At 35.9% G+C, this 26105-nt stretch carries 25 protein-coding genes and 1 pseudogene; 10 read left to right on the top strand and 16 right to left on the bottom strand.

Features of this window, described 5'->3' with window-relative positions:
• Positions 1-42 precede the first annotated feature (42 nt).
• A complete protein-coding gene (locus tag QWZ06_RS18465) occupies positions 43-183 on the bottom strand; it encodes a hypothetical protein (protein WP_290300261.1) in 141 nt (46 codons plus the stop codon).
• 320 nt (positions 184-503) lie between these two features.
• On the opposite strand from QWZ06_RS18465, the gene prfB reads away from it, so the two are divergent.
• On the top strand, positions 504-1616 hold the full coding sequence (gene prfB / locus QWZ06_RS18460) for a peptide chain release factor 2 (RefSeq protein WP_290300259.1): 1113 nt from the start codon (positions 504-506) through the stop codon (positions 1614-1616).
• Between the two features lie 85 nt (positions 1617-1701).
• Positions 1702-2397 carry a DedA family protein gene (locus QWZ06_RS18455; protein WP_290300257.1) on the top strand — a complete coding sequence of 232 codons (696 nt, stop codon included), beginning with the start codon at positions 1702-1704 and terminating at the stop codon, positions 2395-2397.
• A gap of 138 nt (positions 2398-2535) precedes the next feature.
• On the opposite strand, the gene QWZ06_RS18450 is transcribed toward QWZ06_RS18455, so the two are convergent.
• The 3 genes from QWZ06_RS18450 to QWZ06_RS28230 all read right to left on the bottom strand — a co-directional run bounded on the left by QWZ06_RS18450 (position 2536) and on the right by QWZ06_RS28230 (position 5502).
• Complete coding sequence (locus QWZ06_RS18450; protein ID WP_290300255.1) at positions 2536-3405, bottom strand: alpha/beta hydrolase; 870 nt, start codon at positions 3403-3405, stop codon at positions 2536-2538.
• Positions 3406-3532: 127 nt separating this feature from the next.
• On the bottom strand, positions 3533-4351 hold the full coding sequence (locus QWZ06_RS18445) for a GLPGLI family protein (protein WP_290300254.1): 819 nt from the start codon (positions 4349-4351) through the stop codon (positions 3533-3535).
• Between the two features lie 137 nt (positions 4352-4488).
• Positions 4489-5502: a thrombospondin type 3 repeat-containing protein gene (locus QWZ06_RS28230; protein ID WP_378170875.1), complete on the bottom strand. Its 1014-nt coding sequence runs from the start codon at positions 5500-5502 to the stop codon at positions 4489-4491.
• Between the two features lie 151 nt (positions 5503-5653).
• Here QWZ06_RS28230 and QWZ06_RS18435 point away from each other — a divergent pair, with 151 nt between their 5' ends.
• The gene (locus tag QWZ06_RS18435; RefSeq protein WP_290300252.1) at positions 5654-6538 is read left to right on the top strand and encodes a DUF808 family protein; all 885 of its coding nucleotides are present in this window, start codon (positions 5654-5656) and stop codon (positions 6536-6538) included.
• Positions 6539-6592: 54 nt separating this feature from the next.
• On the opposite strand, the gene QWZ06_RS18430 is transcribed toward QWZ06_RS18435, so the two are convergent.
• The 7 genes from QWZ06_RS18430 to proS form a co-directional block, all read right to left on the bottom strand.
• On the bottom strand, positions 6593-7051 hold the full coding sequence (locus QWZ06_RS18430) for a hypothetical protein (protein WP_290300251.1): 459 nt from the start codon (positions 7049-7051) through the stop codon (positions 6593-6595).
• Positions 7052-7135: 84 nt separating this feature from the next.
• A complete protein-coding gene (gene dnaJ, locus QWZ06_RS18425; RefSeq protein ID WP_290300249.1) occupies positions 7136-8254 on the bottom strand; it encodes a molecular chaperone DnaJ in 1119 nt (372 codons plus the stop codon).
• A gap of 101 nt (positions 8255-8355) precedes the next feature.
• Positions 8356-8892, bottom strand: a complete 537-nt coding sequence (locus tag QWZ06_RS18420) for a nucleotide exchange factor GrpE (protein WP_290300248.1) — start codon at positions 8890-8892, stop codon at positions 8356-8358.
• Between the two features lie 256 nt (positions 8893-9148).
• Positions 9149-10486: an Nramp family divalent metal transporter gene (locus tag QWZ06_RS18415; protein ID WP_290300247.1), complete on the bottom strand. Its 1338-nt coding sequence runs from the start codon at positions 10484-10486 to the stop codon at positions 9149-9151.
• 113 nt (positions 10487-10599) lie between these two features.
• Positions 10600-11727 carry an OmpA family protein gene (locus QWZ06_RS18410; protein ID WP_290300246.1) on the bottom strand — a complete coding sequence of 376 codons (1128 nt, stop codon included), beginning with the start codon at positions 11725-11727 and terminating at the stop codon, positions 10600-10602.
• Positions 11712-11930, bottom strand: a complete 219-nt coding sequence (locus QWZ06_RS18405) for a DUF937 domain-containing protein (protein ID WP_290300245.1) — start codon at positions 11928-11930, stop codon at positions 11712-11714. Before QWZ06_RS18405 ends, QWZ06_RS18410 begins: the two co-directional genes overlap by 16 nt.
• Before the next feature lie 116 nt (positions 11931-12046).
• Positions 12047-13522, bottom strand: a complete 1476-nt coding sequence (gene proS, locus QWZ06_RS18400; RefSeq protein WP_290300243.1) for a proline--tRNA ligase — start codon at positions 13520-13522, stop codon at positions 12047-12049.
• Positions 13523-13664: 142 nt separating this feature from the next.
• Between proS and QWZ06_RS18395 the strand changes: the two genes are divergently transcribed.
• Genes QWZ06_RS18395 through QWZ06_RS18385 form a run of 3 tightly spaced genes read left to right on the top strand, consistent with a single transcriptional unit; the run spans position 13665 to position 16158 of the window.
• Positions 13665-14723, top strand: coding sequence for a prolyl-tRNA synthetase (locus tag QWZ06_RS18395; protein WP_290300240.1), 1059 nt, complete (start codon positions 13665-13667; stop codon positions 14721-14723).
• 56 nt (positions 14724-14779) lie between these two features.
• Positions 14780-14938, top strand: a complete 159-nt coding sequence (locus tag QWZ06_RS18390; RefSeq protein WP_290300238.1) for a hypothetical protein — start codon at positions 14780-14782, stop codon at positions 14936-14938.
• Positions 14935-16158 carry an OmpP1/FadL family transporter gene (locus QWZ06_RS18385; protein WP_290300236.1) on the top strand — a complete coding sequence of 408 codons (1224 nt, stop codon included), beginning with the start codon at positions 14935-14937 and terminating at the stop codon, positions 16156-16158. The genes QWZ06_RS18390 and QWZ06_RS18385 overlap by 4 nt, the downstream gene beginning before the upstream one ends.
• Before the next feature lie 82 nt (positions 16159-16240).
• Here the strand turns inward: QWZ06_RS18385 and QWZ06_RS18380 are convergent, their stop codons facing one another.
• Together QWZ06_RS18380 and QWZ06_RS18375 are read right to left on the bottom strand one after the other, a co-directional pair.
• Positions 16241-16951 (bottom strand): ZIP family metal transporter, encoded by a 711-nt coding sequence (locus tag QWZ06_RS18380; protein ID WP_290300235.1) that lies wholly within the window; start codon positions 16949-16951, stop codon positions 16241-16243.
• Entirely contained in the window at positions 16951-17676 is a 726-nt protein-coding gene (locus tag QWZ06_RS18375; RefSeq protein WP_290300233.1) for a class I SAM-dependent DNA methyltransferase, read from the bottom strand. The genes QWZ06_RS18380 and QWZ06_RS18375 overlap by 1 nt, the downstream gene beginning before the upstream one ends.
• A gap of 137 nt (positions 17677-17813) precedes the next feature.
• Between QWZ06_RS18375 and QWZ06_RS18370 the strand changes: the two genes are divergently transcribed.
• The 3 genes from QWZ06_RS18370 to QWZ06_RS18360 all read left to right on the top strand — a co-directional run bounded on the left by QWZ06_RS18370 (position 17814) and on the right by QWZ06_RS18360 (position 20485).
• Entirely contained in the window at positions 17814-18980 is a 1167-nt protein-coding gene (locus tag QWZ06_RS18370) for a THUMP domain-containing class I SAM-dependent RNA methyltransferase (protein WP_290300231.1), read from the top strand.
• 14 nt (positions 18981-18994) lie between these two features.
• Positions 18995-19396 (top strand): branched-chain amino acid ABC transporter substrate-binding protein, encoded by a 402-nt coding sequence (locus QWZ06_RS18365; RefSeq protein WP_290300229.1) that lies wholly within the window; start codon positions 18995-18997, stop codon positions 19394-19396.
• An 84-nt stretch (positions 19397-19480) separates the two neighbouring features.
• Positions 19481-20485, top strand: coding sequence for a glycosyltransferase family 2 protein (locus QWZ06_RS18360; RefSeq protein ID WP_290300226.1), 1005 nt, complete (start codon positions 19481-19483; stop codon positions 20483-20485).
• A 356-nt stretch (positions 20486-20841) separates the two neighbouring features.
• Here QWZ06_RS18360 and QWZ06_RS18355 read toward each other — a convergent pair whose 3' ends face one another.
• The gene (locus QWZ06_RS18355; RefSeq protein ID WP_290300225.1) at positions 20842-22068 is read right to left on the bottom strand and encodes an aminotransferase class I/II-fold pyridoxal phosphate-dependent enzyme; all 1227 of its coding nucleotides are present in this window, start codon (positions 22066-22068) and stop codon (positions 20842-20844) included.
• A 157-nt stretch (positions 22069-22225) separates the two neighbouring features.
• Here QWZ06_RS18355 and QWZ06_RS18350 point away from each other — a divergent pair, with 157 nt between their 5' ends.
• Entirely contained in the window at positions 22226-22684 is a 459-nt protein-coding gene (locus QWZ06_RS18350; RefSeq protein ID WP_290300222.1) for an Lrp/AsnC family transcriptional regulator, read from the top strand.
• A 38-nt stretch (positions 22685-22722) separates the two neighbouring features.
• Here the strand turns inward: QWZ06_RS18350 and QWZ06_RS18345 are convergent, their stop codons facing one another.
• Both QWZ06_RS18345 and QWZ06_RS18340 read right to left on the bottom strand, forming a co-directional pair.
• On the bottom strand, positions 22723-23754 hold the full coding sequence (locus tag QWZ06_RS18345; protein WP_290300220.1) for a bestrophin family protein: 1032 nt from the start codon (positions 23752-23754) through the stop codon (positions 22723-22725).
• 206 nt (positions 23755-23960) lie between these two features.
• Positions 23961-26032: pseudogene (locus QWZ06_RS18340) on the bottom strand (alpha-ketoacid dehydrogenase subunit alpha/beta).
• Positions 26033-26105: the final 73 nt, after the last annotated feature.

Here is a 26105-nt window from a genome sequence, read left to right as displayed (position 1 = left end):
AAAATAATAGACTGATTTTAAGCAGAATTGTGAACTTTCAGATTAGGAAGATGAATTCCACCAATTCATAATATCACTGGTGATTTCTTCAGAATTGAATTCATCAATATAAAGTCCATACTTTGCACCGAGTTCAAATTCGATGATACTTTCGAGCTTTTCAAAATCAACTCCTTTTTCCAATTATTGAAGGATTATTTGCGTTAAATGATCCCAACCGTGTTTTGACAGGCCGGGAATTAAATTCATCGAATAAATTAGTTTTTTAAGCTGTATAAAGTCTCTGTTATAATCATTAAGCCTAATATTAAAATCATCCATACTGTTTCAATGTGTTTTAAAAGTAAATATATGATGAAAAATAATGATTACAAATAAATAAAGAAGAAGAAATAACCATGAGGATACTAATCTTAGACTTTAAACGAGAATCCCTGCATCTCCCATCTTAAAAAACTCTCAGTTCTAAAAGAAATCCCTTATTTTTGCAAAAAGAAAGAATCGTGATTAACAACGACCAGATAAAAGAAGTTCAATCCAGAATTGAAGAATTATACAAATATTTACAGATTGAAAAAAAGAAGATCGAAATTGCCAATGATGATGAAAAAACAGCAGCCCCTGAGTTTTGGGATAGTCCTAAAACAGCAGAAGCTTTCCTGAAGCAGCTTCGTTCCAAGAAAAAATGGGTAGAAAGCTATGATGAGATTCATACCCAATTTGAAGATCTTCAGGTATTAGCCGATTTTGCTAAAGAAGACCCTGATTCAGAAAAAGAGCTGGATGCAACATTCCCACAATTGGTGGAAAAAATTGAGGATCTGGAATTCAAAAATATGCTTTCCAATGAAGGTGATGAGCTTTCTGCGGTTCTTCAGATCACTGCCGGAGCCGGAGGAACAGAAAGCTGTGACTGGGCATCCATGCTGATGAGAATGTATACCATGTGGTCAGAAAAGCAAGGCTATAAAATCCGTGAACTTAACTTTCAGGCAGGGGATGTAGCCGGAGTAAAGACCGTTACCCTTGAAATAGAAGGTGAATTTGCTTTCGGGTATTTAAGAGGAGAGAATGGAGTTCACCGTTTGGTAAGAATTTCACCTTTTGATTCTAATGCTAAACGTCACACCAGTTTCGTTTCCGTATATGTTTATCCTTTAGTGGATGATACCATTGAAATTAATATCAATCCTGCGGATATCTCTTTCGAAACGATGAGGTCTTCCGGAGCCGGAGGTCAGAACGTAAACAAAGTAGAAACAGCGGTACGTCTTCGCCATGCACCTACTGGAATTATCATTGAAAACTCAGAATCCCGTTCTCAGCTTCAAAATAAAGAAAAAGCAATGCAACTCCTACGTTCCAGATTATATGAAATGGAATTGGAAGAGCGAATGAAGGCAAGAAATGAGATTGAAGCTAATAAAATGAAGATCGAGTGGGGAAGCCAGATTAGAAACTACGTCATGCATCCTTACAAATTGGTAAAAGATGTACGCTCAGGCCATGAGACCTCAGATGTGGACGCTGTAATGAATGGAAATCTTACCCCTTTTCTTAAAGCTTTCTTAATGGCCGATGGTACGGCGGTTTCTGATGATGACCTAGACCTATAAATATCATGTGAAATTTTAGTTAAAATCTTATAATTAATTTTTGTTTCAGATATTTTAGACTTATTTTTGTTGTTCATCAATATATATGGAAGATTTCAATAGCTGGAAGGATTTATTAAACCCCGAATTTTATATTAAAATGGGAGGGTTTTGGCTTATTTTATTTATTGTTTTTGCTGAAACAGGTCTTTTTGTAGGATTTTTTCTACCCGGAGATTCATTATTGTTCGTTTCGGGAATTTATGCCGTTGAAATCATCAAAGAGACATTTGGTTCTACAGGAAGTGATTTCTTAGATACAACAATATTAGCCTCTGGAGTAGCTCTTGCTGCCATTATAGGAAACGAAGTAGGATATTACTTTGGAAGAAAAGCGGGACCTGCGTTATACAAAAGACCAGATTCAATGCTTTTCAAGAAGAAATACCTTTATCAGGCTCATGATTTCTTTGAAAAACACGGGGCATTGGCCATCATTATGGCGAGATTCTTACCTGTGGTGAGAACCTTTACTCCGATTGTTGCAGGAATTGTAAAGATGGACAAAAAAGAGTTCTTGAGAGATAATGTTATTGGAGCTGTTCTATGGTCTTTTATTTTGATCTTTGCAGGACACTACCTAGATAAACTTTTCATGGAACAGTTTGGAATCAATCTGAAGGAAAAACTAGAGTACATTATTATCGTTATCGTATTGGTAACAACACTTCCGATAATTATTAAGTTCATGTTTGGAAAAAAAGAAGATTTCTCTAAATACGAAAATAAAGATTTTGAATAAAAATCAATTCAATTACAATATAGAAGACTGTCTCCCAAAGGCAGTCTTTTTTATTTTAACCAATGTGCACCCATAAAAAAAGATTTGTATGATGCTGAACGATAATCTTTGGAATATTATTGAATATCTTAAATGAAGCTATTTTTTTATCCAATCCAGAATATTCGGGTAGATAATACTATCTCTTTTTTTCTTGCTGAAAAACCTAGGAGTATGTCCTGTTCTCTCCATAAATATAAATTTATGTGGGATATTCATCTGAGTAAGTGCTGAATCCATGGCAATCCCCTGATGCTGATTGACTAAAAAATCACGATTTCCCTGAAACAATAGAGTAGGAACGGAGGTAATATTGGCAATTGGGCTGGCTTCTTTAAAGGCTTCTGAAAAATTCTTACGGTCAAATTTAGCTCCCACCATTTTTTGAATAGTAGGTGAAGTATATTTAGAATAAAAGGAATTCAGATATTCATGACTGTAAAAATCAGTGGGGCCGCTTAAAGAAATAATCTTTTTAATCTGATCCGGATGCTGATATCCATACAATAAGGCAAGATGTCCGCCGGCACTTTCGCCAAGAATAATATAATTGTTAGGCTGAAGCTCTGCTTTTTCGGCTAATGAGTTAAACTTTTCCACCACAGAACCAATATCCTCAAGTTGTTGTTTGTAAGTGATCTGCTTTTGTTTAGAAACAAGTCGATAGTTCAGGTTGATGCTGGGTATTTTATTTTTGAAAAGCATTTTCTGAATCTGGATCATATGTTCCTTTTTTCCCAACGTCCAGCCTCCACCATGTACAATAAGAACGACAGGAGAATCTTCAGCGTAATCCTTAGGAAGGAAAACATCCATTTTCTGTCTTTTATGTTCTCCATATTTTAAGTTATAGATCTTCTGCTGGCCTCCCGGGCCTACCCAAACCCTGAATTTCGTATTGCAGGACTGCATTAGAAAACTAATACACCCCATAACGAAAAAATGGTACCTGAGAATGAGCTTTTTCATAGATCAAAATTAGAAAAAAAGAGGCTGCAAAGCTAATGAAAATATATGATTTATATGGGCTTTTGTTTTGCTTTTCAGGGGGTTGGAGGTGTTTGTCTTTGTTGTGGAAGTATAGAGCGGAGCTCATTTATTTTTTCAGTAGATCTATCTCAATGATATTATTGTCTTTTTTAATTTGATCAAGTTTTATCTTTTCTATTTCCCTTACTTTCTGTTGGCCACTTACTGTATTACCATTTTCATCCTCATAGTCCGGAATTCTTCCCACCAGATTGGCAACAGGACTGATCCGATAATTTTTATATATTTTAATAAATTGCGGATATGAAACTTTTGATATTTTATAATTGTTTAACTTAGGATATATAAATTCTTCCTGATTGTCTTTAATTCCTTTAATGAGATACTGGTGGCTTTTAGTATCATCTTCCAATTCAAGAATGAGCCCCGGAAGGCCATAGAACTTATAAGGTCCATCCTGAAAAGGAATATCCTGAGCAAACCATGCCATCCATTTTCTTCCTCCATACGATACTGTAGCTTTCTGAACTTTGTGATTTAATATGGTTTTAAATTCAGAAGTAAGTTTCCACAGAAGCTCTATTTCCTGGCTGACAATATATTTTTCATATGAAACTAATTTTATATAGTCAATTTTATTAGAATTTGGATATTTAATGACCTGATCAGCGATCATTGGTTTTTCTGCAGGCATTGAAAAAATGCCTTTTTTGGAGTCACTGAGCAGAGTGGAATCTGATCTGTACATTTCCTGCCCGAAAAAAAGAGATCTTTTTTTGTCAATATCCAATACCATTATTTCAGTTATACTTTGTTTCTTTTCAGTAGAATCCGGAATAAAATGATATTCATAGAAAAACTGTTTGCTTTGACTTTGAAACAAACTGCTTAAGAAAAGCATGAAAAGCATGGGAAAAAATCTCATATTGATGAATATTTTTGGTGTATTACGAATATACAAATTTATCAGAGTGTGTGATATTAGTCTTTACCATATTTTCAATGAGAAACACGCTCTACTGGGATGAATGATCCTGATTGAGGAAGTAGATTTTTTCTGCTTCAACGGTTATGAGAATCCTTGCTTATGAGAATCCATTTGTCATTATTGTATTCGTAAGTAAAAGATTGATATTCATTATTTTTTACCATTTCAACGGTGGCTTGGTTTTGGGTCTCGTATTTGTCAAAAAGAATTCTCATTCGGGTATTGTCCGGCCTGAATTCAGGTTTTTGAGGACTGCTGGGATAATAGTAAATCTTGGAGTCAACAGAAGAATCATGAATACCGGGAGCTCTTGAAAAGTTTTTCATAAAATTATAATATCCATCATCATTATAGGCTTTCAATAAAATGTCTGCTATGGGATATTTTCCGAATTCTGCGGTGGGAAAGATATTTTTTTTCAATTTCTTGCCAGCATATTTGAAGGTTTCTTCACTCCAGAAAAGCTGGTCGAGAAATAATTGTTTGTCATGCCATAAAGATGATCTGGAAGCGCAGTCTTTAATATTATCATTAATGAAGGTATTTACATGAATACTTACAATGATATTATTTCCGGAAAGAAATTTTGGGGTAATATTGTTAAAAATAACGTTTCTAAGCAGAGCAAACTTTTCCTTTTCAGCATTGTTTTTTACCTTAAACTCTTCAAGAGTCTTTTTCTGTTTTTTGAGATACTCATCACAATTGTTATCGAGACATCCGCCCAGGTCAGCAATTCCAGGAATAGTGGGACATTGATCATCTTTATCCAAAATGCCGTCCCCATCCGTATCGGGCCATGGGCATCCTTGGTTTTCCGGATCCCCTTTTACATCAGGACATGCGTCATCCTTATCTATGGCTCCGTCATTATCAGTATCTGGCCATGCACATCCTTCGTTATCTATGGAGCCACTTTGCTTCGGGCATTTGTCAAGGTAAAAGAGAATACCATCCTGATCTTCATCAGAAAGGCAAACTTTCTTTGAATACTCTTTTTTACATTTTTTAAAAATCTGTTTATCCTCTATTCCTTGAGACTGAAGGATTGAAAATGAGAATAATAAAAAGATCAGGTATTTTTTCAAGGCTTAGTTTTAATTTCTTACATTAGATTGGAAAGATACAAAATGATCTCACCATTTTATTCTTTAAATTATTGTTTTAATAAACCGTTTGAAAATAGAATTAAATATTTATTTTTGCGAAAGTTAACAGAGATTAAAAAAATATTAAAATATGGCATCAGGCTTTTTTGCAATTTTAGATGATATTGCTGCATTGATGGATGATGTAGCGGTTACCAGTAAAATAGCTACACAAAAAACAGCAGGAATTTTGGGAGATGATCTGGCTGTAAATGCAGAAAAAGCCACAGGCTTTCTTTCTTCCAGAGAACTTCCGGTATTATGGGCGATCACAAAAGGCTCGTTTATCAATAAACTCATTATTCTTCCTATCGTTTTTTTACTCAATTGGTTGTATGCTCCGGCTATTAATTATGTGTTGATCCTTGGAGGATTCTATCTGGCCTTTGAAGGAGTTGAAAAAATAATAGAATTTCTTTTTCATCGTCACAAAAAGGGGCATGAAGTTATAGAGGAAATTGTAGAAGAAGAAAAAAGTTCAGAAGAAATAGAAAAACAGAAAGTAAAATCGGCAATTACAACGGATTTTATTTTATCAATCGAGATCGTTATTATTGCTTTAGGAACCGTATTGGAAGAAAGCCATCCTTTCATTACACAGATTTTAGTAACGAGCTTGGTTGCATTTATTGCGACTGTTGGAGTTTATGGAATTGTAGCTCTTATTGTAAGAATGGATGATGCAGGGTTTAAATTAATAAAGAAAAGTAACGATAAAGGTTTTTTTGGAAAGCTTGGGCATATATTAGTGAAGGCTTTGCCTATTGTTATTAAAATATTAGGAGTTGTAGGAACAATTGCCTTAGTAATGGTTGCTGGTGAAATTTTTCTACATAGAATAGAATTTTTTCATGGATTACTTCCAACTTGGCCGGATGTTTTGAAAAAGCTTATGCTTGGAATTGTTGGCGGATTGGCAGCGGTTGCTGTCTTCACTTTAGGAAAAGGAATGTATTCTTTAGTTGCAAAAAAATAAACTATCACTACCATATAGAAGAAAACCTGCATCAAAAACATGCAGGTTTTTTTATTAGTATTTACCACATAGTTTTTGAACATTTTGATCAAAAGAGTATACTACTGTTAAAAAGTTTGCGTCTTTATCAGTTATACCTATTTGTTGTAAATATTTTTTTTGAGCAATCTCATATATATCATTATGAACTTTCATAAATTCTTTCTGCATTTCTGGGGCAGGGTATCTTTTTAATGCAGCGCTATAGCAAGAATCATCTATTTTAAATTCATTTTTTACAAAATTGCAAAAACTTAAATTCTTTTTATCTAAATCTTGTAAAAGTTTTTCAAGTTTCTTTTTGTCGTTTTCGTGTTTAATTTTAGAAAGTATTTTTTCACGAAATTCATCATTAGGTAAATTATACTTTTTAGTCGCCGATTTATTTTCTTTAATAATGAGTGGTGATTTTTCATCTTTACAAGAAGTAATTGTAACTAACAATATGAAAAGACAAATTGATACTTTTTTCATGGCTTTAATTTATTTGAGAACTAAATTAAAGCTTTGTGATATATACGAAAAAAGGATTCCCGTAGGAATCCTTTCTATATTATATTAATTGAATAAATCTTTTACTTTATCAAAAAAAGTTTTCTCCTTTCCGGAAGGCTCTGCAACCATATCTCCACTGGACATTTGCTTTTCAAAGAAATCTTTTTGCTCCTTATTAAGCTTTTGCGGAGTCCATACGTTGATGTGAATAAACATGTCTCCTTTACCATAACTGTCGATACTTGGAAGACCTTTTCCTGCTAATCTTAAGATTTTTCCAGATTGAGTTCCTGGATCAACGGTAATTTTTACTTTTCCACCTACTGTAGGAATTTCTTTTTTCGTTCCTAAAGCTGCTTCAGCAAATGAAACATACAATTCCTGGTGAAGGTTATCGCCTTCTCTCTTAATCGTTTGATCAACTTCCTCTTCAATGATCACTAATAGATCACCAGGAGTACCACCAAACGGAGCATCGTTTCCTTTTCCTCTTACATTAAGCTGAATTCCATCTCTTGCTCCAGCAGGAATATTGATTGTGATTTCCTCTTCATCTTTTACAAGACCCTGAGCATTTGCCCCGGCAGGAATTTTATCTGCAACCTTTCCGATACCCTGACAAGTTCCACAAGTCGTTTGAGTCTGCATTTGACCAAACATAGTGTTCATTACCTTAAGTTGAACACCCGAACCGTTACAGGTAGGACATGTTTTTGAAGTGGCACCTTCCGCCATCTTCATTTTCTTTACTTTAATGGTTTTGTGAGTTCCGTTTACCATTTCCTCAAGGTTCAGCTTGATTCTGATTCTTAAATTAGAACCTTTCACCTGCTGACGACCACCGCCGCCACCGCCGAATCCTCCGAAACCACCACCGAAAATATCTCCAAACTGGCTGAAAATATCTTCCATGTTCATTCCGCCTCCGAAGCCTCCGCCTCCGAAACCTCCATTTCCACCCATTCCGGCGTGACCGAATTGGTCATATCTGGCACGTTTCTGATCGTCGCTTAGTACTTCATAAGCTTCAGCAGCTTCTTTAAATTTCTCTTCAGCCTCTTTATCCCCTGGATTTTTATCCGGGTGGAATTTGATGGCCATTTTACGGTATGCTTTTTTTATTTCGTCGGCAGATGCAGATTTGCTGATCTCAAGAACCTCGTAATAATCTCTTTTTGACATGACAATTGTATAATTGATTACTGATAAATGATAAAAGATATTGTAAAGCTAATAAGTGAAACATTCATCAATTATCACTCATCATCTATCATTTATGAATTTTAGTTTCCTGTTACTACTTTTGCAAAACGGATTACCTTATCACCCAAAGTATATCCTGTTTCAATAACATCTACGATTTTCCCTTTCAACTCTTCTGATGGAGCCGGAATTTGAGTAATAGCCTCATGGAAATCTACATTGAAGCTGTCACCAGCGCTCACTTCCATAGCTTTTAATCCTTTTTCAGTAAGTTTATTTTTAAATTTCTGATAGATAAGTTCTACTCCTTGAAGATCAGCCGGGTTTCCGTTTTTAGCGATCTCTTTTAATGCTCTTTCAAAATCATCTAAAACGCCCAACATAGAAACCATCATATCCTGATTGGCATATTGGAAGAATTCCATTTTCTCCTTAGAAGTTCTTTTTTTATAGTTTTCGAATTCAGCATATAATCTGATGTAACGGTCTTTTTCTTCTGCCAAAAGTTCTTCTGCAGAAGGAGCCACTGTCACATTGTCCTGAGCCGTAGCCTCATTCTGAACATTGTTATCTTCCTGATTATTGATGCTTTCTTCGTTAATATCCTGATTTTCCATAATTCAATATTTATTTACATGAATGTTTCGCAAAGACTCTGCCAAAGGAAAAAACAGGACATTAAGGCAGAAAAATAAGCAAGAAAAGGAAGACTATATCGGTACGAGGCTCAGAGATAAGAGTCGAATAGATGGAAGAAAGGAGGTGAAAAAAATAAAAGTTCAAGTTTTAGACTTAAGACGATTGAATATACAATACTCTCAACTCTGAAATTTGAACTTTGATATCTCGGATATTGGAAATTTCTATATCAGATTATTGCTCTCCTGTAAACGTTTGATACAACAGATATAGATTTAAAACAATGATAATAATGGTAATAATCCATACACAAAACTTCAAGAATGGTTTATTCACAAATTCACCCATTTTAGCCTTATCATTGGTAAACATGACAAGAGGAACTACAGCAAAGCTTAATTGCATAGACAGGATTACCTGGCTTAAAACTAATAATTCCGTTGTTCCTTTTTCTCCGTAAAGGATAGCAACAATCAATGCAGGAATCACAGCAATAAGTCTTGTAATCAATCTTCGCAGCCATGGTTTTAGTTTAATATTTAAAAAGCCTTCCATGACGATCTGGCCAGCTAAAGTTCCGGTAAGCGTGGAGTTCTGTCCAGAAGCCAATAGAGCAATCGCAAATGCAATACTTGCCATTGATGCTCCTAAAATCGGGGTTAGCATCTGGTAAGCGTCATGAATATCAGCTACATGTTCGTTTCCTGTAGTGTGAAATGTGGCTGCTGCCAGGATTAAAATGGCTGCATTGATAAAAAATGCCAACATCAATGATACTGTACTATCTAAAGTTGCAAATTTAATAGCCTCTTTCTTTCCTTCAGTATCACGGGTGTAATCTCTGGTCTGTACAATACTGCTATGTAAGTATAGATTGTGTGGCATTACAGTAGCTCCTAAAATCCCAATGGCAATATAAAGCATGGCAGGATTTTGAATAATTTCTTTTTGCGGAACTAGCCCACCCAGAATTTCATTAAAAGCAGGTTTTGAAATTACAATTTCATAAGCAAAGCAGGCTAGGATAATAAAAATAAGCCCACCTACAATACTCTCAATCCATCGGAATCCTTTGGCTTGCAGTAACAGAATGATCAGTACATCTACCGTTGTAATGACAATTCCCCATGTTAAAGGAATATGAAACAGTAGGTTTAAAGCAATGGCAGAACCAATGACCTCGGCAAGGTCACAGGCGGCAATGGCTATTTCACAGAATACCCAGAGAATAAAATTGGTTGTAGGACTGAAATGATCCCTACAAGCCTGTGCTAAATCTCTTTCCGCAACTACTCCAAGTTTTACAGATAAATGTTGTAAAACCACTGCAAAAATATTGGAAATAAGAATAACAGAAAGTAGAGTATACCCAAACTGAGCACCTCCGGCAATATCCGTAGCCCAGTTTCCAGGATCCATGTACCCTACCGCAATCATAAGACCAGGTCCTGCAAAAGCAAGGTATTTTCTCCAGAAACTAGCCTTTTTAGGTACTTTAATAGAAGAATACACTTCTGATAAAGAGTGTGAGGTTTTATCTTTTCGCCAGGCGCTTTTTAAATTGAAATTCATAAATGTTAGAAATGACTAACAAATTTAATTAAATAAATGTAAACACAAAAATCATGGCATAAAAAAATCCCGAAAATAACTTTCCGGGATTCAATTTTTATTGGTTCTAAAGATTATTTAGCAAATCTTATAGACATTTTTCTATCTGCAGCTCTTTCAGCATCAGAAGCTTTAGCATCTACTTTAGCAAATTTACTTCCGTAACCTTCCGCTCCGATTACTTGTGCTCCAACTCCAGCTTTCGCTAAAGCAGCTTTAATGAAATCAGCTCTTTCCTGAGATAATTTTACATTAGAAGCTTCGTTCCCTGTCTTATCAGTATAGCCACCGATTTTGATTTTAGACTCTGGGAAAGCTTTAAGGATGGCTACCAGGTTATCCAATTGTCCTTGTGAACCTGTTTCTAGTTCTGTAGACTTTCCTATTTTGAAGTTAACATGGTCAAAATCATACCATTTGTCTTTTAATGCTGCATCATCTGCTGCGTTTTTGTATCCTCCAGATTTAAGGAATGTGATCATTTGATCTTCCATACCACCTTTATATCCTTTCAGCATTACTCCGTTAAGGTCGATGTTTTCATCGGTTTTAGCAGCAGGTGTAGCGGTGGTAGCTGGCGTGGATGTTGTTGCAGAAGTTGTATCTGTATGGGTTCCTGTTGAGTCTGAGGTAGAAGTCATTGTAGTTGTTGTTTGCTTCTTCTCACACTGCTTCCAAAGGAAATATCCAGCAGCAATTAATAATAAAAGCGGAAGCAACCATTTCCAGATTGAACCTCCTCCTTGATTATTATTGTTGTTATTTTCAAATTGTTCTCTTATTTCTCTCGCTCCTTCGCTCACATTTTCTCTTGCCGTAGCAACACCTTCAGCGATGTTATCCTTAGCAGTAGAAGTTACTGAAGAAACGGTCTCCTTAGCCTGACCAAACCAATTTTCAGCTCCTAATCCAAAAGAAGCCAAAGAAAGACCTGCAGGCAGTAAAGAAGAAATAATGCCTTTCTGATCATTCAGTAAGCCGGAAATACCTGAAGCACCCAAATTATTGTCTGCTGCATATTTTCCCACTGTGCCTACTGTAGCCCCGGTCACCAGGTTTAACAAAGAACCTGCAGAATTGTTGCTGATTCCTGAAAAACTGGCAATGGAATTCACTAATCCGCCCACCTTATCTCCAAAAAGAGAAGATAATAAAGTGGAGATGATAGGGTTATTAGATGATCCACCTAATAGATTTCCCAAAATACCACTTGAAGAGGCTTTGTAATAGCATCCACAACGCCAGGGTTGTCTGCGTTATTGGCTAATCCACCTACTACAGCAGGTAATAAACCACCAATTGCTTTAGAAATTCCTGATTCGCTTTCTCCAAACTGTGAAGCAGCCTGTGAAACCAAAGCAGGACCTAATTGTCCTTTAATTAAATCAATGACATTTAAAGACATAATAAATTTTTTTAGATTAATGTTGAGATAAATTTAAACAAAAATCCGTCTAAATGTCATTTTTTTTTGAATAATTCTTTAAAATTTAACGATTTTTTTTAAAATCGTTAAATTTATTAATACGCTTTTGCGAATAATACACGTCTCTTAGATGGTTTCCCTGAAATCAATGAAATACCTTCTTCAATGTCATCATCTAAAGGAATACATCTGATCGTAGCTTTCGTTTCATCCTTAATTTGTTCTTCTTCTTCAGCTGTACCATCCCAGTGCGCGTAGATAAATCCTCCTTTTTCTTCAAGAACTTTCTTGAACTCTTCATAAGTATCTACTTTGGTGATGTTGTCTTTTCTGAAGTTAGCGGCCTTATTATAGATATCCTGTTGAATCGTTTTCAATAACTCTTCAATATAAACATCTAAACCTTCAATAGAACGAACTTCTTTGGTTAGGTTATCTCTTCTTGCAATTTCAACAGACTTATTTTCAAGGTCTCTTGGTCCCATTGCAATTCTTACCGGAACACCTTTCAATTCGTATTCAGCGAATTTCCATCCTGGTTTGTTCTGAGTATCATTATCAAATTTCACAGAAATACCTTTAGCTTTTAATTTAGCCTGAATATCTAAAGCAACTTCGCTGATTTGTGCCAATTGTTCTTCCCCTTTAAAGATAGGGACAATTACGACCTGAATTGGAGCCAATGTTGGAGGCAATACCAATCCGAAATCGTCAGAGTGAGTCATGATCAATGCTCCCATCAAACGAGTAGAAGTTCCCCAAGATGTTGCCCATGCGTGTTCTATCTTTCCTTCTTTATTGGTGAATTTTACGTCAAATGCTTTCGCAAAATTCTGACCTAAGAAGTGAGATGTTCCTGCCTGAAGAGCTTTACCATCCTGCATAAGTGCTTCAATACAATAGGTTTCATCTGCTCCTGCAAATCTCTCAGAAGGAGTCTTTAATCCCTGAATTACCGGCATTGCCATAAAGTTTTCTGCAAAATCTGCATATACTTCATTCATTTTTTCAGCTTCTTCTACCGCTTCTTCTTTTGTAGCGTGAGCGGTATGCCCTTCCTGCCATAAGAATTCTGCCGTTCTAAGGAATAGACGGGTTCTCATTTCCCAACGTACAACATTTGCCCATTGATTGATAAGGATAGGTAAGTCTCTGTAAGACTGGATCCAGTTTTTATAAGTATTCCAGATAATCGCTTCAGATGTAGGACGAACGATGAGTTCTTCTTCCAGTTTTGCATCCGGATCTACAATCAGTTTTGAAGGATTATTAGGATCTGTTTTTAGTCTGTAGTGAGTAACTACCGCACATTCCTTTGCAAAACCTTCTGCATTTTTTTCCTCAGCCTCAAATAAGCTTTTGGGTACAAAAAGCGGGAAGTATGCGTTAACGTGACCTGTTTCTTTGAATTTTTTATCCATTTCATCACGCATTTTTTCCCAGATTGCATAGCCATACGGTTTGATTACCATACATCCACGCACTCCTGAGTTTTCAGCTAAATCAGCTTTTACAACCAGCTCATTATACCATTTGCTGTAATCTTCGCTTCTTGAGGTTAATTTTGCCATTATCTTTTAAAATTTTTTTAACTTTTGCACATTATTGTTATCTAAAAATAAAAATCTATTTTTGATAGATTTTTTAATCAGTATTGGTACATTTTTGGTACAGATTGCAAATATAATTTAAATTAAAAATTTTTACGTTATCATGAAAAGAAATATACATAAAAATTTACTTGGTCTGCTAAAATCCAAAGGGGTATTAGCAATATCAGGTGGATTATTGCTTATGTCTTGTGGTGCTCAGATGGGAGGGTATAGCGAGACAGATGGGGTATATTATGACCCTAATAAGGATACGCTGCCAGAAGGAGTTATCATTAATGGTAGCGGGAACAGAGTAGGAGATTATTACGACTACTACCAGGATTCCAATGTGATTCAAAATGCACAGACGAATTCAAGAGAACAGCAAAATAAATATAACGAATGGAGCGGAACCGGTTGGAATACCAATGCTACAGACTCTGACTGGGGAATGTATGCAGGTGCGCAAACCAATTACTATGATAATTCCTGGGGATCTCCTTGGGGATGGTATGGAGGTTATAGCCCATGGGGCTGGAACCGTGGCTGGGGCTGGGGTGCCGGTCTTTCCTGGGGCTGGGGCGGATCATTCGGTTGGGGCTGGGGTGGCTCTATCGGTTGGGGCGGCCCGTGGGGTTATGGATATTCTCCTTATTGGGGCGGATTCTATGATCCATTCTGGGGTGGTTACTATGGCAACCCATGGGGCTACGGAGGTGGCTACTGGGGCGGTTATAACAGAATTTATATGAGAAGTGGTAATAGTGGTTCAGGTATGGGCAATGCTGTGTACAGAACCAATACTGCTAGAAATAATAACGGGTTCAGAGATGCTAATGGGTTTAGAAACTCTAATTCCGGTGGATTCAGAAATTCTAACTCCGGTGGTTTTAGAAACGGAGATTCTGGAGGGTTTAGAAATGGAAACTCGAATGGAGGTTTCAGAAACTCTGGTGGTTTTAGAAATTCAGATTCAGGAGGATTCCGTAATACAACTCCGCAGCAACAGCCAAGATACAATAATGGTGGTTTCAGATCCGGTGATTCCGGTGGCTTTAGAAGCAACGGTGGTTTCAACAACTCTGGAGGAGGCTTTAGATCCGGTGGTTCATCCGGTGGCGGAGGCTTTAGAGGCGGTTCATCTGGTGGCGGAGGTTCTAGATCTGGCGGCTTCAGATAATATTCAACTTCATAAAAACTATTAAAAAAATAATGTTAAAAAAATCTTTAGTATTAATGAGTATTTCTGCTGCATTTTATGCACAGGCTCAGGATGTTTCATTAATAAGAAATACTATAGATGTTTATTCAAGCAGTCCAATGGTTGGATCTGCTAAGTTTAATGGTATGGCTGGTGCTAATGGTGCATTAGGAGGGATGCCAATTCATTATTGACTAACCCTGCAGGTCTGGGAGTTGCTATTTCGGGAGAAGCTTCGGCAACTTTATCTATCATGGGTAATAAGAACAGTACTTCTTTAGGAGGCTCCACAGTAGATTACAGCAAAACGAGAGGTGATTTAGGAAATGCAGGTGGAATCATTGCTTTTCCATTATTGACTAAATCCGCATGGAAGTTTATTAATGTTGGGGTTAATTTTTCTAATCAGTCTCTTGATAATGTTGTAGAATCTCCGGGAAATGCAAATATTACAGCTAAGTTACCAGATGGAAATGCAACACTAGCAGGACATCAATATTACAGATCTGGGAATTTATCAAAGATGAGTTTTGGTGTAGGTGCCAATTATAATCATAATTTCTACATTGGAGCAGGATTGAACTTTTTCAATGCTTCAGTTGATCAGACTGACCAATTGGCATTTAGAATGGCTAATAATAATAGTGTTGATTACTTTCACAAACAGGATAGTCCTTATTGGGAAAGAGCTTCAGGTTTCTCTGCATCATTAGGGGTAATTGGAAAATTAAGTCCTAATTTCAGAGTAGGAGCAACCCTTGAAACCCCTACATTCTGGAGTATAGATCGTGATTTTAGCTTCTATAATAATCCGGACTATGGAAATGGGATAGGATCAGAAAATAGAAAATTTACTTCTCCACTTAAAGCAACTGTGAGTGCTGCATTTGTAGCCAATAAAAACTTCTCATTGAACGTAGACTATACATTAGGGCTTACAAAACCTGATTATAAAGTATATGGTAACATAGAACGTGATCTTAATTCATTCTTTAAAGAGAATTATAAGAACATGTCGGAAGTAAGAGTAGGAGCAGAATATAGAGTTCAGCAATTTAGATTAAGAGGTGGATATTCTTATTTATCCAATCCTCTAGATGCTCTTACCATTACCCGATTTGATAATGCAGGTAATGTAGGAGATCAATCATATAGTAATCTGATGCTGAGCGATAGAAATTTAGTTTCATTCGGTATTGGATATGATTTCAAAGCATTTTATGTTGATGCATCTTATCAGAATATAACTTCCAAGTATAGTAGTCCTTCTGTAAGAGGACTTATTGGAAATGATTATGATAGTGCTTATTATTCAACAGGTTCTAAGTCTATCTATGAGAATGACGCTTATGCTGTAAGTGAAGTTAAAAATAGCAGAAATAATTTCTTCCTTACTGTGGGTTGGAAATTCTAATTTTCAATCGATATAAGGAAATAAAAATAAAAGCTCTGGATTTTGTAGTCCAGAGCTTTTTTATGTTTAAATATTTTTATTTTTAATGATGATGGAAAAGGTGCATAACCAGAGCTAAAGAAACTCCTAATACAACAAGTCCTATTTTCACCCAGTCAATATTGTGGTTCTTATTGCTTTCAAAAATAATCACGGATGAAATGTGTAAAAAGATTCCTCCTACAATCGCCAGAAAATAAGGCTGCAGGTTAGGATTAAAATAATTTCCCAATAACATTCCCATAGGTGATGCTAATGCAAATAAGGCTACGATCAGTAATGACGGATAAGATGAAGAACTTTTTGATTCTCCTTTTCTATTGAATAAAAATGCTCCCAGAATAAATGAAATAGGAAGGTTATGAAATACAATCCCTAAAAGATAGGGAGATAATTCATGTTCTTCATTAGCCAATGGGATTCCTTCAATAAAGGCGTGGATGAATAACCCTACCATTAAAGCCATTGGAAGAATATTATGTTCACCATGATGGTGGAAGTGTCCGTGTTCGAAACCTTTGGTAAGAGCCTCCAGGATCATTTGCAGAAGAACTCCTGCGATGACAAATATTCCCAGGCTGCTGCCTGTTGAAGAAGTATAGACCTGAGGAAATACTTCATTCAGACAAATTGTAATCAGGAAACCTGCACTTAATATCAGTAGGTTTTTAGCCAGTTTTTCCTTTTTACCAAAGTGTTTTCCCAGATAGACTCCTGTTACTACACTTAAAATCAGTAAAAGTACTGTTACCATTATTTTTTCTTAAATAAATTGATACAACGTGGGGAAGTTTCTTTGTTAAATTCGTTCAGTTGATAATCTCCCCATATTTTTATTCTTTCAAAGCCACAATCAGAGGCATAAGCATGGATGGCTTCCAGCGTATGAAGTTTTACTTTTTCAAAGAAATGAAAAGATTTTCCTTCTGTTTCAAAACGGATATCTTTAATAATGTGTCTGCCTTCAATCTTTTTCAAAATCTTAAAATCAATATCACCACGGGTAATTAACGTTTCCGGAACCATGGTATTTCTGACATATTCTTCGTTCAGATAATCTAAAACGAAATATCCACCGGGTTTCAATGCATTGTATACAGATTGGAAAACCTTTTTGTCGTCATTTTCATTATCAAAATATCCAAAACTTGTAAATAAATTGAAAACAGCATCCATCGGATCTGCATCAATTGGGTTTCGCATATCGTGAACCTGGAAAATCAGGGTTTGATTTTCATATTGTTTATCAGATTCAATACTTTGTCTTGAAAGATCCAGACCTAAAACATCATAGCCTAATTTATTGAGGAAAACAGAGTGTCTTCCTTTTCCGCAGGCAAGATCAATGATCTTAGATTGAGGCGGAAGCTGTAGATCCGCAGTAAGTTTTGTGATGAAGTTTTCAGCTTCAGTATAGTCTCTGTTGCTATACAACAAATGATAATAAGGGGTATCAAACCAAGATTCAAACCATTCCATAATGCAAAAATAACTAAATTTGTGGTCTTAAAAGCAAAGTATTTTACAACATGGAAAGATTGAAAAATTCAATTGACCAATGAATTGGATGGTTAATCTTTTAATTATTAATGCTTTAAAACTTTTAATTCAAAATTATGGATATAGAAAATCTACCAATACAGATCAAAACATTCTTCGGATTAGAACAAATTCTGGCAGAAGAGATCAAGAAATTAGGCGGGAGAAAGGTTGAAATTAAAAACAGAGCAGTGAATTGTGAAGGAGATCTTGGTTTTCTTTATAAAATCAATTATTCTGCAAGAACAGCGTTAAAAATATTAGTGCCGATTCATGAGTTCAAAGCTTTTAACCAGCATCAGTTTTATGATAGGCTGTTCAAATTTGATTGGGCGGAATTTATGGATGTAGATCAGTCTTTCTCGATTGATTCAACGGTAAACTCTGAAACCTTCAAACATTCTCAATTTGTAACCTTAAAAATGAAGGATGCTATTGTAGATTATTTTCAGGATAAATTTAAAAGACGTCCGAATGTAGAAACCAGAAATCCGGATATTAAGTTCCATCTTCATATTGATAGAGAATTGGTGATGATTTCTATGGACTCTTCTGGTGATGCTTTATTCAAAAGAGGATATAGAAGAGAGCAGGGTGAAGCTCCAATCAATGAGGTTTTGGCTAGTGGAATGCTGCAATTGGCAGGCTGGGACGGAAAAGGTAATTTCCTAGATCCCATGTGTGGTTCGGGAACATTATTGATTGAAGCAGTGATGATTGCCATGGATCTTCCGGCTCAGATTTTCAGAAAAAGATTCGGATTCCAGAACTGGAAAAACTATGATGCTGATTTATTCTCGAAAATCAAAGAATTCAGAGTTAACAGAGTGAGACAATTTGATGGGAAGATTGTAGGGTATGATATTGATGCCAGAATGCTGAATGCTGCCAGAATGAATGTAGAAGCCGCAGAAATGGAGGATGTGATCGAGATCAAAAAACAGAATTTCTTTGATTCTAAGAAAGAACTTTTCCCATTATTAATGGTATTTAATCCTCCTTATGATGAGAGAATCTCGATTAATGATGATGATTTCTATAAAAAAATAGGGGATACCTTTAAGACGAATTATCCGAATACCCTTGCTTGGCTGATTTCATCTGACCTTGAGGCAGTGAAGAAAATTGGGTTACGTCCTTCAAGAAAGATCAAACTTTTCAACGGAAAGCTGGAAACGAGATTTTTACAGTACGAAATGTATGAAGGAACGAAGAAGATTCATAAATTAGAGGATAAATCTTAAAGCTAACTTTAACTATGTCTTGGAATATTCTTGAGATTTTAGGGCTATTAGCAGATGCGGCTTCTATTGTGGCAACTGAGCCAGTGAAAGATTCTGAAGCTCGTGCTCGAAAAAAGGATAAGAAAAAAGATAAATATTTTACAGAGAAGGTCAGCGCAGGATTTATTCTTGCGTCTGTCTTTCTCTTTTTTGTTGTTTTTCATAAGCCATTGCCTGTAGGAGATCAAACATCAGCTTTGATTGTATCTACAATAATAGGAGTAGCGATTTCGGGTGTATTATTTTTTCTTCTGAATCTTCTGGAGCTTTATTATTTCAAAAGCATTTTCAAGCTGCTTTTTTTTAGCTGTTCTGTAATCGCATTTTTTATTGCTTTGGTGATGTGTGTTTACTATAAATCTGGAGTGTTTATTTAAGATTATTAAGATTAATTCTCCCAATAAGCTGTTAAACTGTTTGTGGTTTCCTCCCCGAATAAGTAATTTTGAAAAATTTTCAATTTGAAACCTAGTATTTCTATTATTGTTGCTATTTACAACCGAAAGGATGAACTTTTCGAGTTGCTGACTTCTTTGACCCAACAGACTGATAAAGAGTTTGAGATTATTATCGTTGATGATGGTTCAATCATTGATCTGAAACCTACGATCAAGAATTTTGAAGAGATTCTGGATATTAAATATTTCAGAAAAGACAATTCAGGGCCAGGGCTTACAAGAAATTATGGATCAGAAAGAGCCGCTAATGAATGGCTCGTGTTTGTAGACAGTGATGTGATTGTTGAAAAAGATTATATTGAACATATCAAAAAAGATATCCTGACCATTCCTTGTGATGCTTTTGGAGGTGCAGATAAAGCTCATAAAGGTTTTAATCTGATGCAAAAAGCGATTTCGTATTCTATGACTTCTGTTTTTACGACCGGAGGAATTAGAGGAAGTAAAAAAGCCGTTTCAAAATTTCAGCCCAGAAGTTTTAATATGGGGGTGAAAAAAACGGCCTTTAAAAAAGTAGGAGGCTTTTCCGAAATGAGAATAGGAGAGGATCCGGATTTATCGATGACACTTTGGGAGAACGGATTTACAACGGCTTTTTTTGATGATATTGCAGTATATCACAAGCGCAGAGTAGACCTTGGTAAGTTTTCTAAGCAGGTGTATCAATTTGGCTGTGCAAGACCGATCCTTAATCAAAGACATCCGAATTATGTGAAAATATCCTTTGCATTTCCTACCTTATTTATGTTGGGATACCTTATGGGGTTTATTGAATATTTTATGTTGGGAAAAGGATTTATTCTTGCTTTCTATGGATTATATACATTTTTGGTGTTTTTCCACGCTTTATTGTTAACTAAAAATATAAGTATTGCCGGAATGGCGGTCATTTCTACTTATATTCAGATGTTTTCTTACGGATATGGATTCTTAAAATCCTGGGTTCTGCTGAATATTTTCAGAATGAAACCGGAGGATGCATTTCCGCATCATTATCATAAGAAATAATTAGCTGTCTGTTCCGTGGTATCTTTCGATTTTTTTTGTTGGAAAACGCGAAGATTTTTTACGCTTTATGTTGTAAGGTGCGAGATTTATCTCCGATAAAGCTGATTAAGGTAGATATTTCTCTCGTTGATTTAATGGTAAACTAATGAGGGAAAATATTCAGTAGAAATGGGCTTTAGCACATTTACTATAAAAATAAAATTCCATTGGCTTTAGCCAAAACTTAAAAACATATAATTTTATCCGGCTGATCCTACATCTCACAGATTTGGTTTGTAATTAAAATAATGGAATTTTTGAATAAAAAATAAAGAAGGCTGTTTCATTGGAGACAGCCTTCTTTTGTACAATAAAATTTAGGATATAGAGATGTTTTCATGGGTAAGAATGCCTACTTTCAGCATACATTCTTTCATTTTATGATAAGTTCTTTTGATATCGTGATCTAAGCCAATTGAGAATCTGATTAATCCATCGGAAATACCAATTGAAGCACGTTCTTCTTCAGGGATTTCAGATGATGTAGATTTTCCTGAGCAGGAGAACAATGTTTTGTAGAATCCTAAGCTTACAGCAAGGTATCCAAGATTTTCTGTTTGCATCATTTCCATCAATTCATTGGCTTTTTCTGTAGTTCCTGCATCCAGAGTTAATAGTCCTCCGAATCCATATTCATCATCAATCATGCTCTTCATCAGCTCATGATTTTTATGGGAAGGCAATCCTGGATAGGATACTTTTAAACCATCTTGTTCAAATCTTTCGGCAAGATACATAGCGTTGTGGCTATGTTGTTTTATTCTGATATGAAGGGTTCTGAGGTTTTTAAGGATGCTTGATGCTCTTAAGCTGTCCATAGTAGGTCCCAAAAGCATACATGCTCCGGAATTTACATTTTTAGTATCGTCAATGAAGGCCTGGGTACCACAATATACGCCACCAACAGTATCACTGCTTCCATTGATAAATTTAGTTAAGCTGTGGATCACAACATCTGCACCGAATAATTGAGGCGAGATGGAAAGAGGAGAAAATGTATTGTCTACAATCAGTTTTAAATTGTGTTTTTTACAAATTTCAGAAAGCTTTCTAAGGTCAGCTACTTCAAGTAACGGATTGCTTACACTTTCACAATAGATTACTTTTGTATTAGGTGTGATTGCATTTTCTATTGAATCAAAATTATTGATATCAACGAAAGTGGTTGCTACATTGAATTGTGGTAAAAAGTTTTTAAGAAAGGCATACGTTCCTCCATAAATAGTTCTGCTTGAAATAATATGGTCTCCACTTTTGCATACCTGCATCAAAACAGAAGTAATGGCTCCCATTCCGGATGCTGTAACGTTAGCAGATTCTGTATTTTCCATTTTGGCCAGCGCTTGCGCCAGATAAAGATTCATGGGAGATGAATGTCTGGAATATAGATAACATCCTTCTGCATTCCCTTCAAAAGTATCAAACATAGTCTTTGCAGAAAGGAAAGTATAGGTAGAGCTGTCAGAAATAGAAGGGTTTACTCCTCCGAATTCGCCAAAATACTGAAGATCCTGGATCTCGTTGGCTGCATTAAAGTTTTCCATAAGCATTGTTTTTATTTTACTGGCCTAATTTGCATCATTTTCCTAATTATTACAATATAAATTTGAATTTATAGAATATAAAACTGGAAAATGTTGTTTATTTAGAAAATATAATTGCTATCTTCGGAAATATTAAATTTTCACCAAAAATTTATCTATGGAACTTGACGAAACTGATAAAAAATTGTTGCTGTTTTTACAGGAAGACTGCAAACAAACCACCAAAGCGTTGTCTGGTAAGCTTGGATTGTCGGTTACAGCTGTATATGAACGGATTAAAAAGTTGGAAAACGGAGGTATTATTTCAAAATATGTGGCATTATTGGACAGGAAAAAGATCAACCGTGAATTTATTGTGTTGTGCCATATAAAATTAACACAGCACAAGAAAGAGTTTGTTCTCCAGTTTGAAAAAGAAGTGATGAATCTTCTGGAGGTTACAGAATGTTTCCATGTAAGCGGAGATTATGATTATATTCTCAAAATAGGAGTAAAGAATATTGAAGATTACCGAAACTTTATGCTGACGAAGCTTACGACGATTCAACACATCGCAAGCACGCACAGCTCATTTATGATTTCTGAGGTGAAAAATACCACAGCAATTGTTTTGTGAAAATTATAGTGACGAAAATTACTATTTGAATTTTCTACTTAAACTAAGACTCCTTTTTTAGAAGCGATCGGATCCGGTAATTCTGTTTCTCCTACCATTTGAAGAAGGTCAATTTCAATGGTTCTACAGATGGAAAGCATGGGAACATCAAACATTAATCCTGCAAAAGGATTTTCCGAATAGTCACCTACAAGCTCCATGATGATGTAGACCCAACCAATGATGATACAGAAAGGAATAGATGTCCAGATTCCCCAGTCTCCTAATTTTGCAAATTCATTCACTAATCCAAGAGGGAGTAAGGTGATGAACAGAATATTAAAGACAAACGCTGTACTGGCAAATTGTCTTGGGGAAGGGAATTTTTTGATTCTTTCTGCCTGCCCCTGAAAACCATAAAATTCGTTCAGACTGTTTTGTAACTGTGTCTGGTTGAAATCTGTGATGGCATTCATGTTTTTTAGTTCGTTGATATCTTTTGCCTGTTGAGAAATCAAATAGGTGGCAAAGTTTTTATATTCGCTTTTTAATTCATATTCTTCTTCGGAAAGATATTTATGTAAGAAAATAGGAGCTCTTCCATAATCCGGAAAGCCCGCTTTGATCAATCTGTTTCTCCTAAGGTTAATATTTCCGAATTTATTATTATCACTGCTGATGTGTTCCCATTCTGTTGGTACCAAAAGCTGTTCACGGAATGTGTATAACCATGCAATATGACGATAGATAATTTTTTTCTTTCGATCTTCAAGATCAAAAACACCTATTTCTTCATTTTTTGTGTCAAACGCCTGTACCATAGCCGCAAATGAACGGCTGGAGTTTACGATTCCACCCCAGATTTTTCGGGCTTCCCAAAGTCGGTCATAAGCCTGGTTGTTCTTGAATCCCACAAGGAATGCTTCTGCTGTACCAATCAAGGCAACTGGTACCCACGGAATAGACATCCAATGCCAGTTGAAAAAATAAAACAGAACAGCAATCAAGGTGCACCAAATTGATATTAAAATAAGATGTACTCCGGATAGATTGAGAACTTGTTTATAATTGACGTATTTAGTAGTGATCATAAAGAGGAATGTGTTTTGCGTGTACAGACAAAATAAGTACCAAACTTTTTAAGTGTTTAGTAAGGGAATGCCTGTTATAAATTTAATTTCAGTTTCTGTTTGATGATAATGTTCTCGGATTGAGTTTGATAATCTTAAATAAAAGTAGTAAAAAAAATGCATAAAAAAACCTCTAATTTTTTTTAGAGGTCTTATTTTATATTGATTTAATATTGTAACATTTCTTCGATCTTTTTGGAAAGCTTTTCTGCATTGGGCAGCATTTCTTTTTCCAGTACCAGATTGATAGGAACTGCAGGTACATCTAAAGATCCCATGGTTTCTACCGGAGCATCCAGATATTTGAAACAGTTTTTAGCAATACGGTGTGCAAATGCTTCTGCAAAAGAATTGTTAAGCTGTTCTTCCGTAAGAACGATACACTTTCCATGGGCTTTTACTCTTTCAACACAAGTTCTTCATCCAGAGGGATTAATGTTCTTAAATCAATGACTTCAACTCTTCCGTTAAAGTTCTTCACTGCTTCTTTAGCCCAGTAAACACCCATTCCGTAAGTTACTACTAATAATGTTCTGCCTTTTTCCATTTCATTTTGATCGGCTTCAATCACTACTTTGCCTTTTCCGAATGGAAGAACGTAATCCTCAGCAGGCTCAATGGTTTTAGCATCTTCAGTTCCAGGAACTTTACTCCAATACAACCCTTTGTGTTCCAACATGACTACTGGATTCGGATCGTAATAAGCAGCCTTTAATAATCCTTTGAAATCTGCTGCATTACTTGGATATGCTATTTTTATTCCTTTAATATTAGCAAGGATGCTTTCAACGCTGCCACTATGGTATGGACCGCCGCCGCCGTAAGCTCCAATAGGTACTCGGATAATATTGCTTACCGGGAATTTTCCACCACTTAAATAGTTAGATTTTGAAATTTCTGTGATCAGTTGGTTGATTCCAGGGTAAATATAATCAGCAAACTGAACTTCAACAATTGGTTTTAGGCCTACAGCACTCATCCCTGTAGTGGAACCGATAATATAAGCTTCCTGAATAGCTGTATTGAAAACTCTTTTACTCCCGAATTTTTTTCCAAGGGTTACTGTTTCACGGAAAACTCCACCGATTCTCTCTCCTACATCTTGTCCGTAGAGAAGAGCTTCCGGATGTTTCCACATCAATTCTTGTATGGCATGAATGGCTGCATCAACCATGACAATCTTTTCTCCGTTGGCAGGTTCACGAGTTCCTGTTTCTTCCGTAATTGGAGTCGGGGCAAATACGTGTTGCATCACCGTTTCAGGCTTTGGATCTTCTGCATTTTTAGCTTTTTCAAAAGCTTCTTCCGCTTCCAGGCGTGTCTTTTTGGTGATTTGTTTTAAAAGATCCTCATCTGTACCCGTTTCCAGTAAGTGTTTTCTAAGGATTTCTCCCGGATCTTTAGCTCTATGTTTCGTTAAATCTTCTTCGTCTCTATAGAATTCTCTTCTTACTCCTGAAGTGTGGTGACCAATTAATACTGTTTTTGCACAGACTACTAAAGGTTTTCTCTCTGTTCTTACAAAATCTACGGCTTTTTTCATGGCCTCGAAGCTCTCTACGAAATCAGTTCCATCAACTCTCATTCTGCTTAATCCTGTAAATCCTGCTACAAAATCGTAGGCATCACAGGTTCTGGCTTCTTCTTTGGTAACAGAAATTCCCCATTCATTATCCTGAACCAGGAAGATGATCGGAAGCTGGTGTAATGCTGCAAATTGTAATGCCTCACTTACTTCACCTTCTGTTACAGAATTGTCGCCAAGACTACAAACTACAACAGGATTGTTTTCAAACTCTTGAAGATTGAAATCCTGAATATATTTTAATCCCTGTGCAACCCCGGTTGTAGGGATGGTTTGCATTCCGGTAGCAGAACTTTGGTGGATGATCTTTGGTTTGTTTTCATCTCTGCTTGAAGGGTGTGAGTAATAAGATCTACCTCCTGAAAAAGGATCGTCAGCTTTAGCCAGTAATTGAAGCATCAGTTGGTAAGGTTCAAAACCGATTCCTAAAAGAATACTTTCGTCTCTGTAATAAGGAGAAACCCAGTCTTCTTTTTTTAATTGATAAGCGGTTGCTAACTGGATGGCTTCGTGGCCTCTTGAAGTACTATGAACATATTTACAAATATTTCTGTTTTCCTCATAAATATCTGCCATAGCCTTAGCAAGCATCATGTGATGATACGCTTTAAGTAAAATATCCTGAGAAACTTTTTCGTGAAGTGCATTTTCCATAGGAGACAAATATATATAAAAAAAACAAAATACTAACAACTGTTAGTATTTTGCAAAAAAAAAGTGATTTTAC

It is taken from the genome of Chryseobacterium tructae (assembly GCF_030409875.1).
Taxonomy (GTDB): domain Bacteria; phylum Bacteroidota; class Bacteroidia; order Flavobacteriales; family Weeksellaceae; genus Chryseobacterium; species Chryseobacterium tructae.
This window is presented reverse-complemented; position numbering and strand designations above follow the sequence as displayed.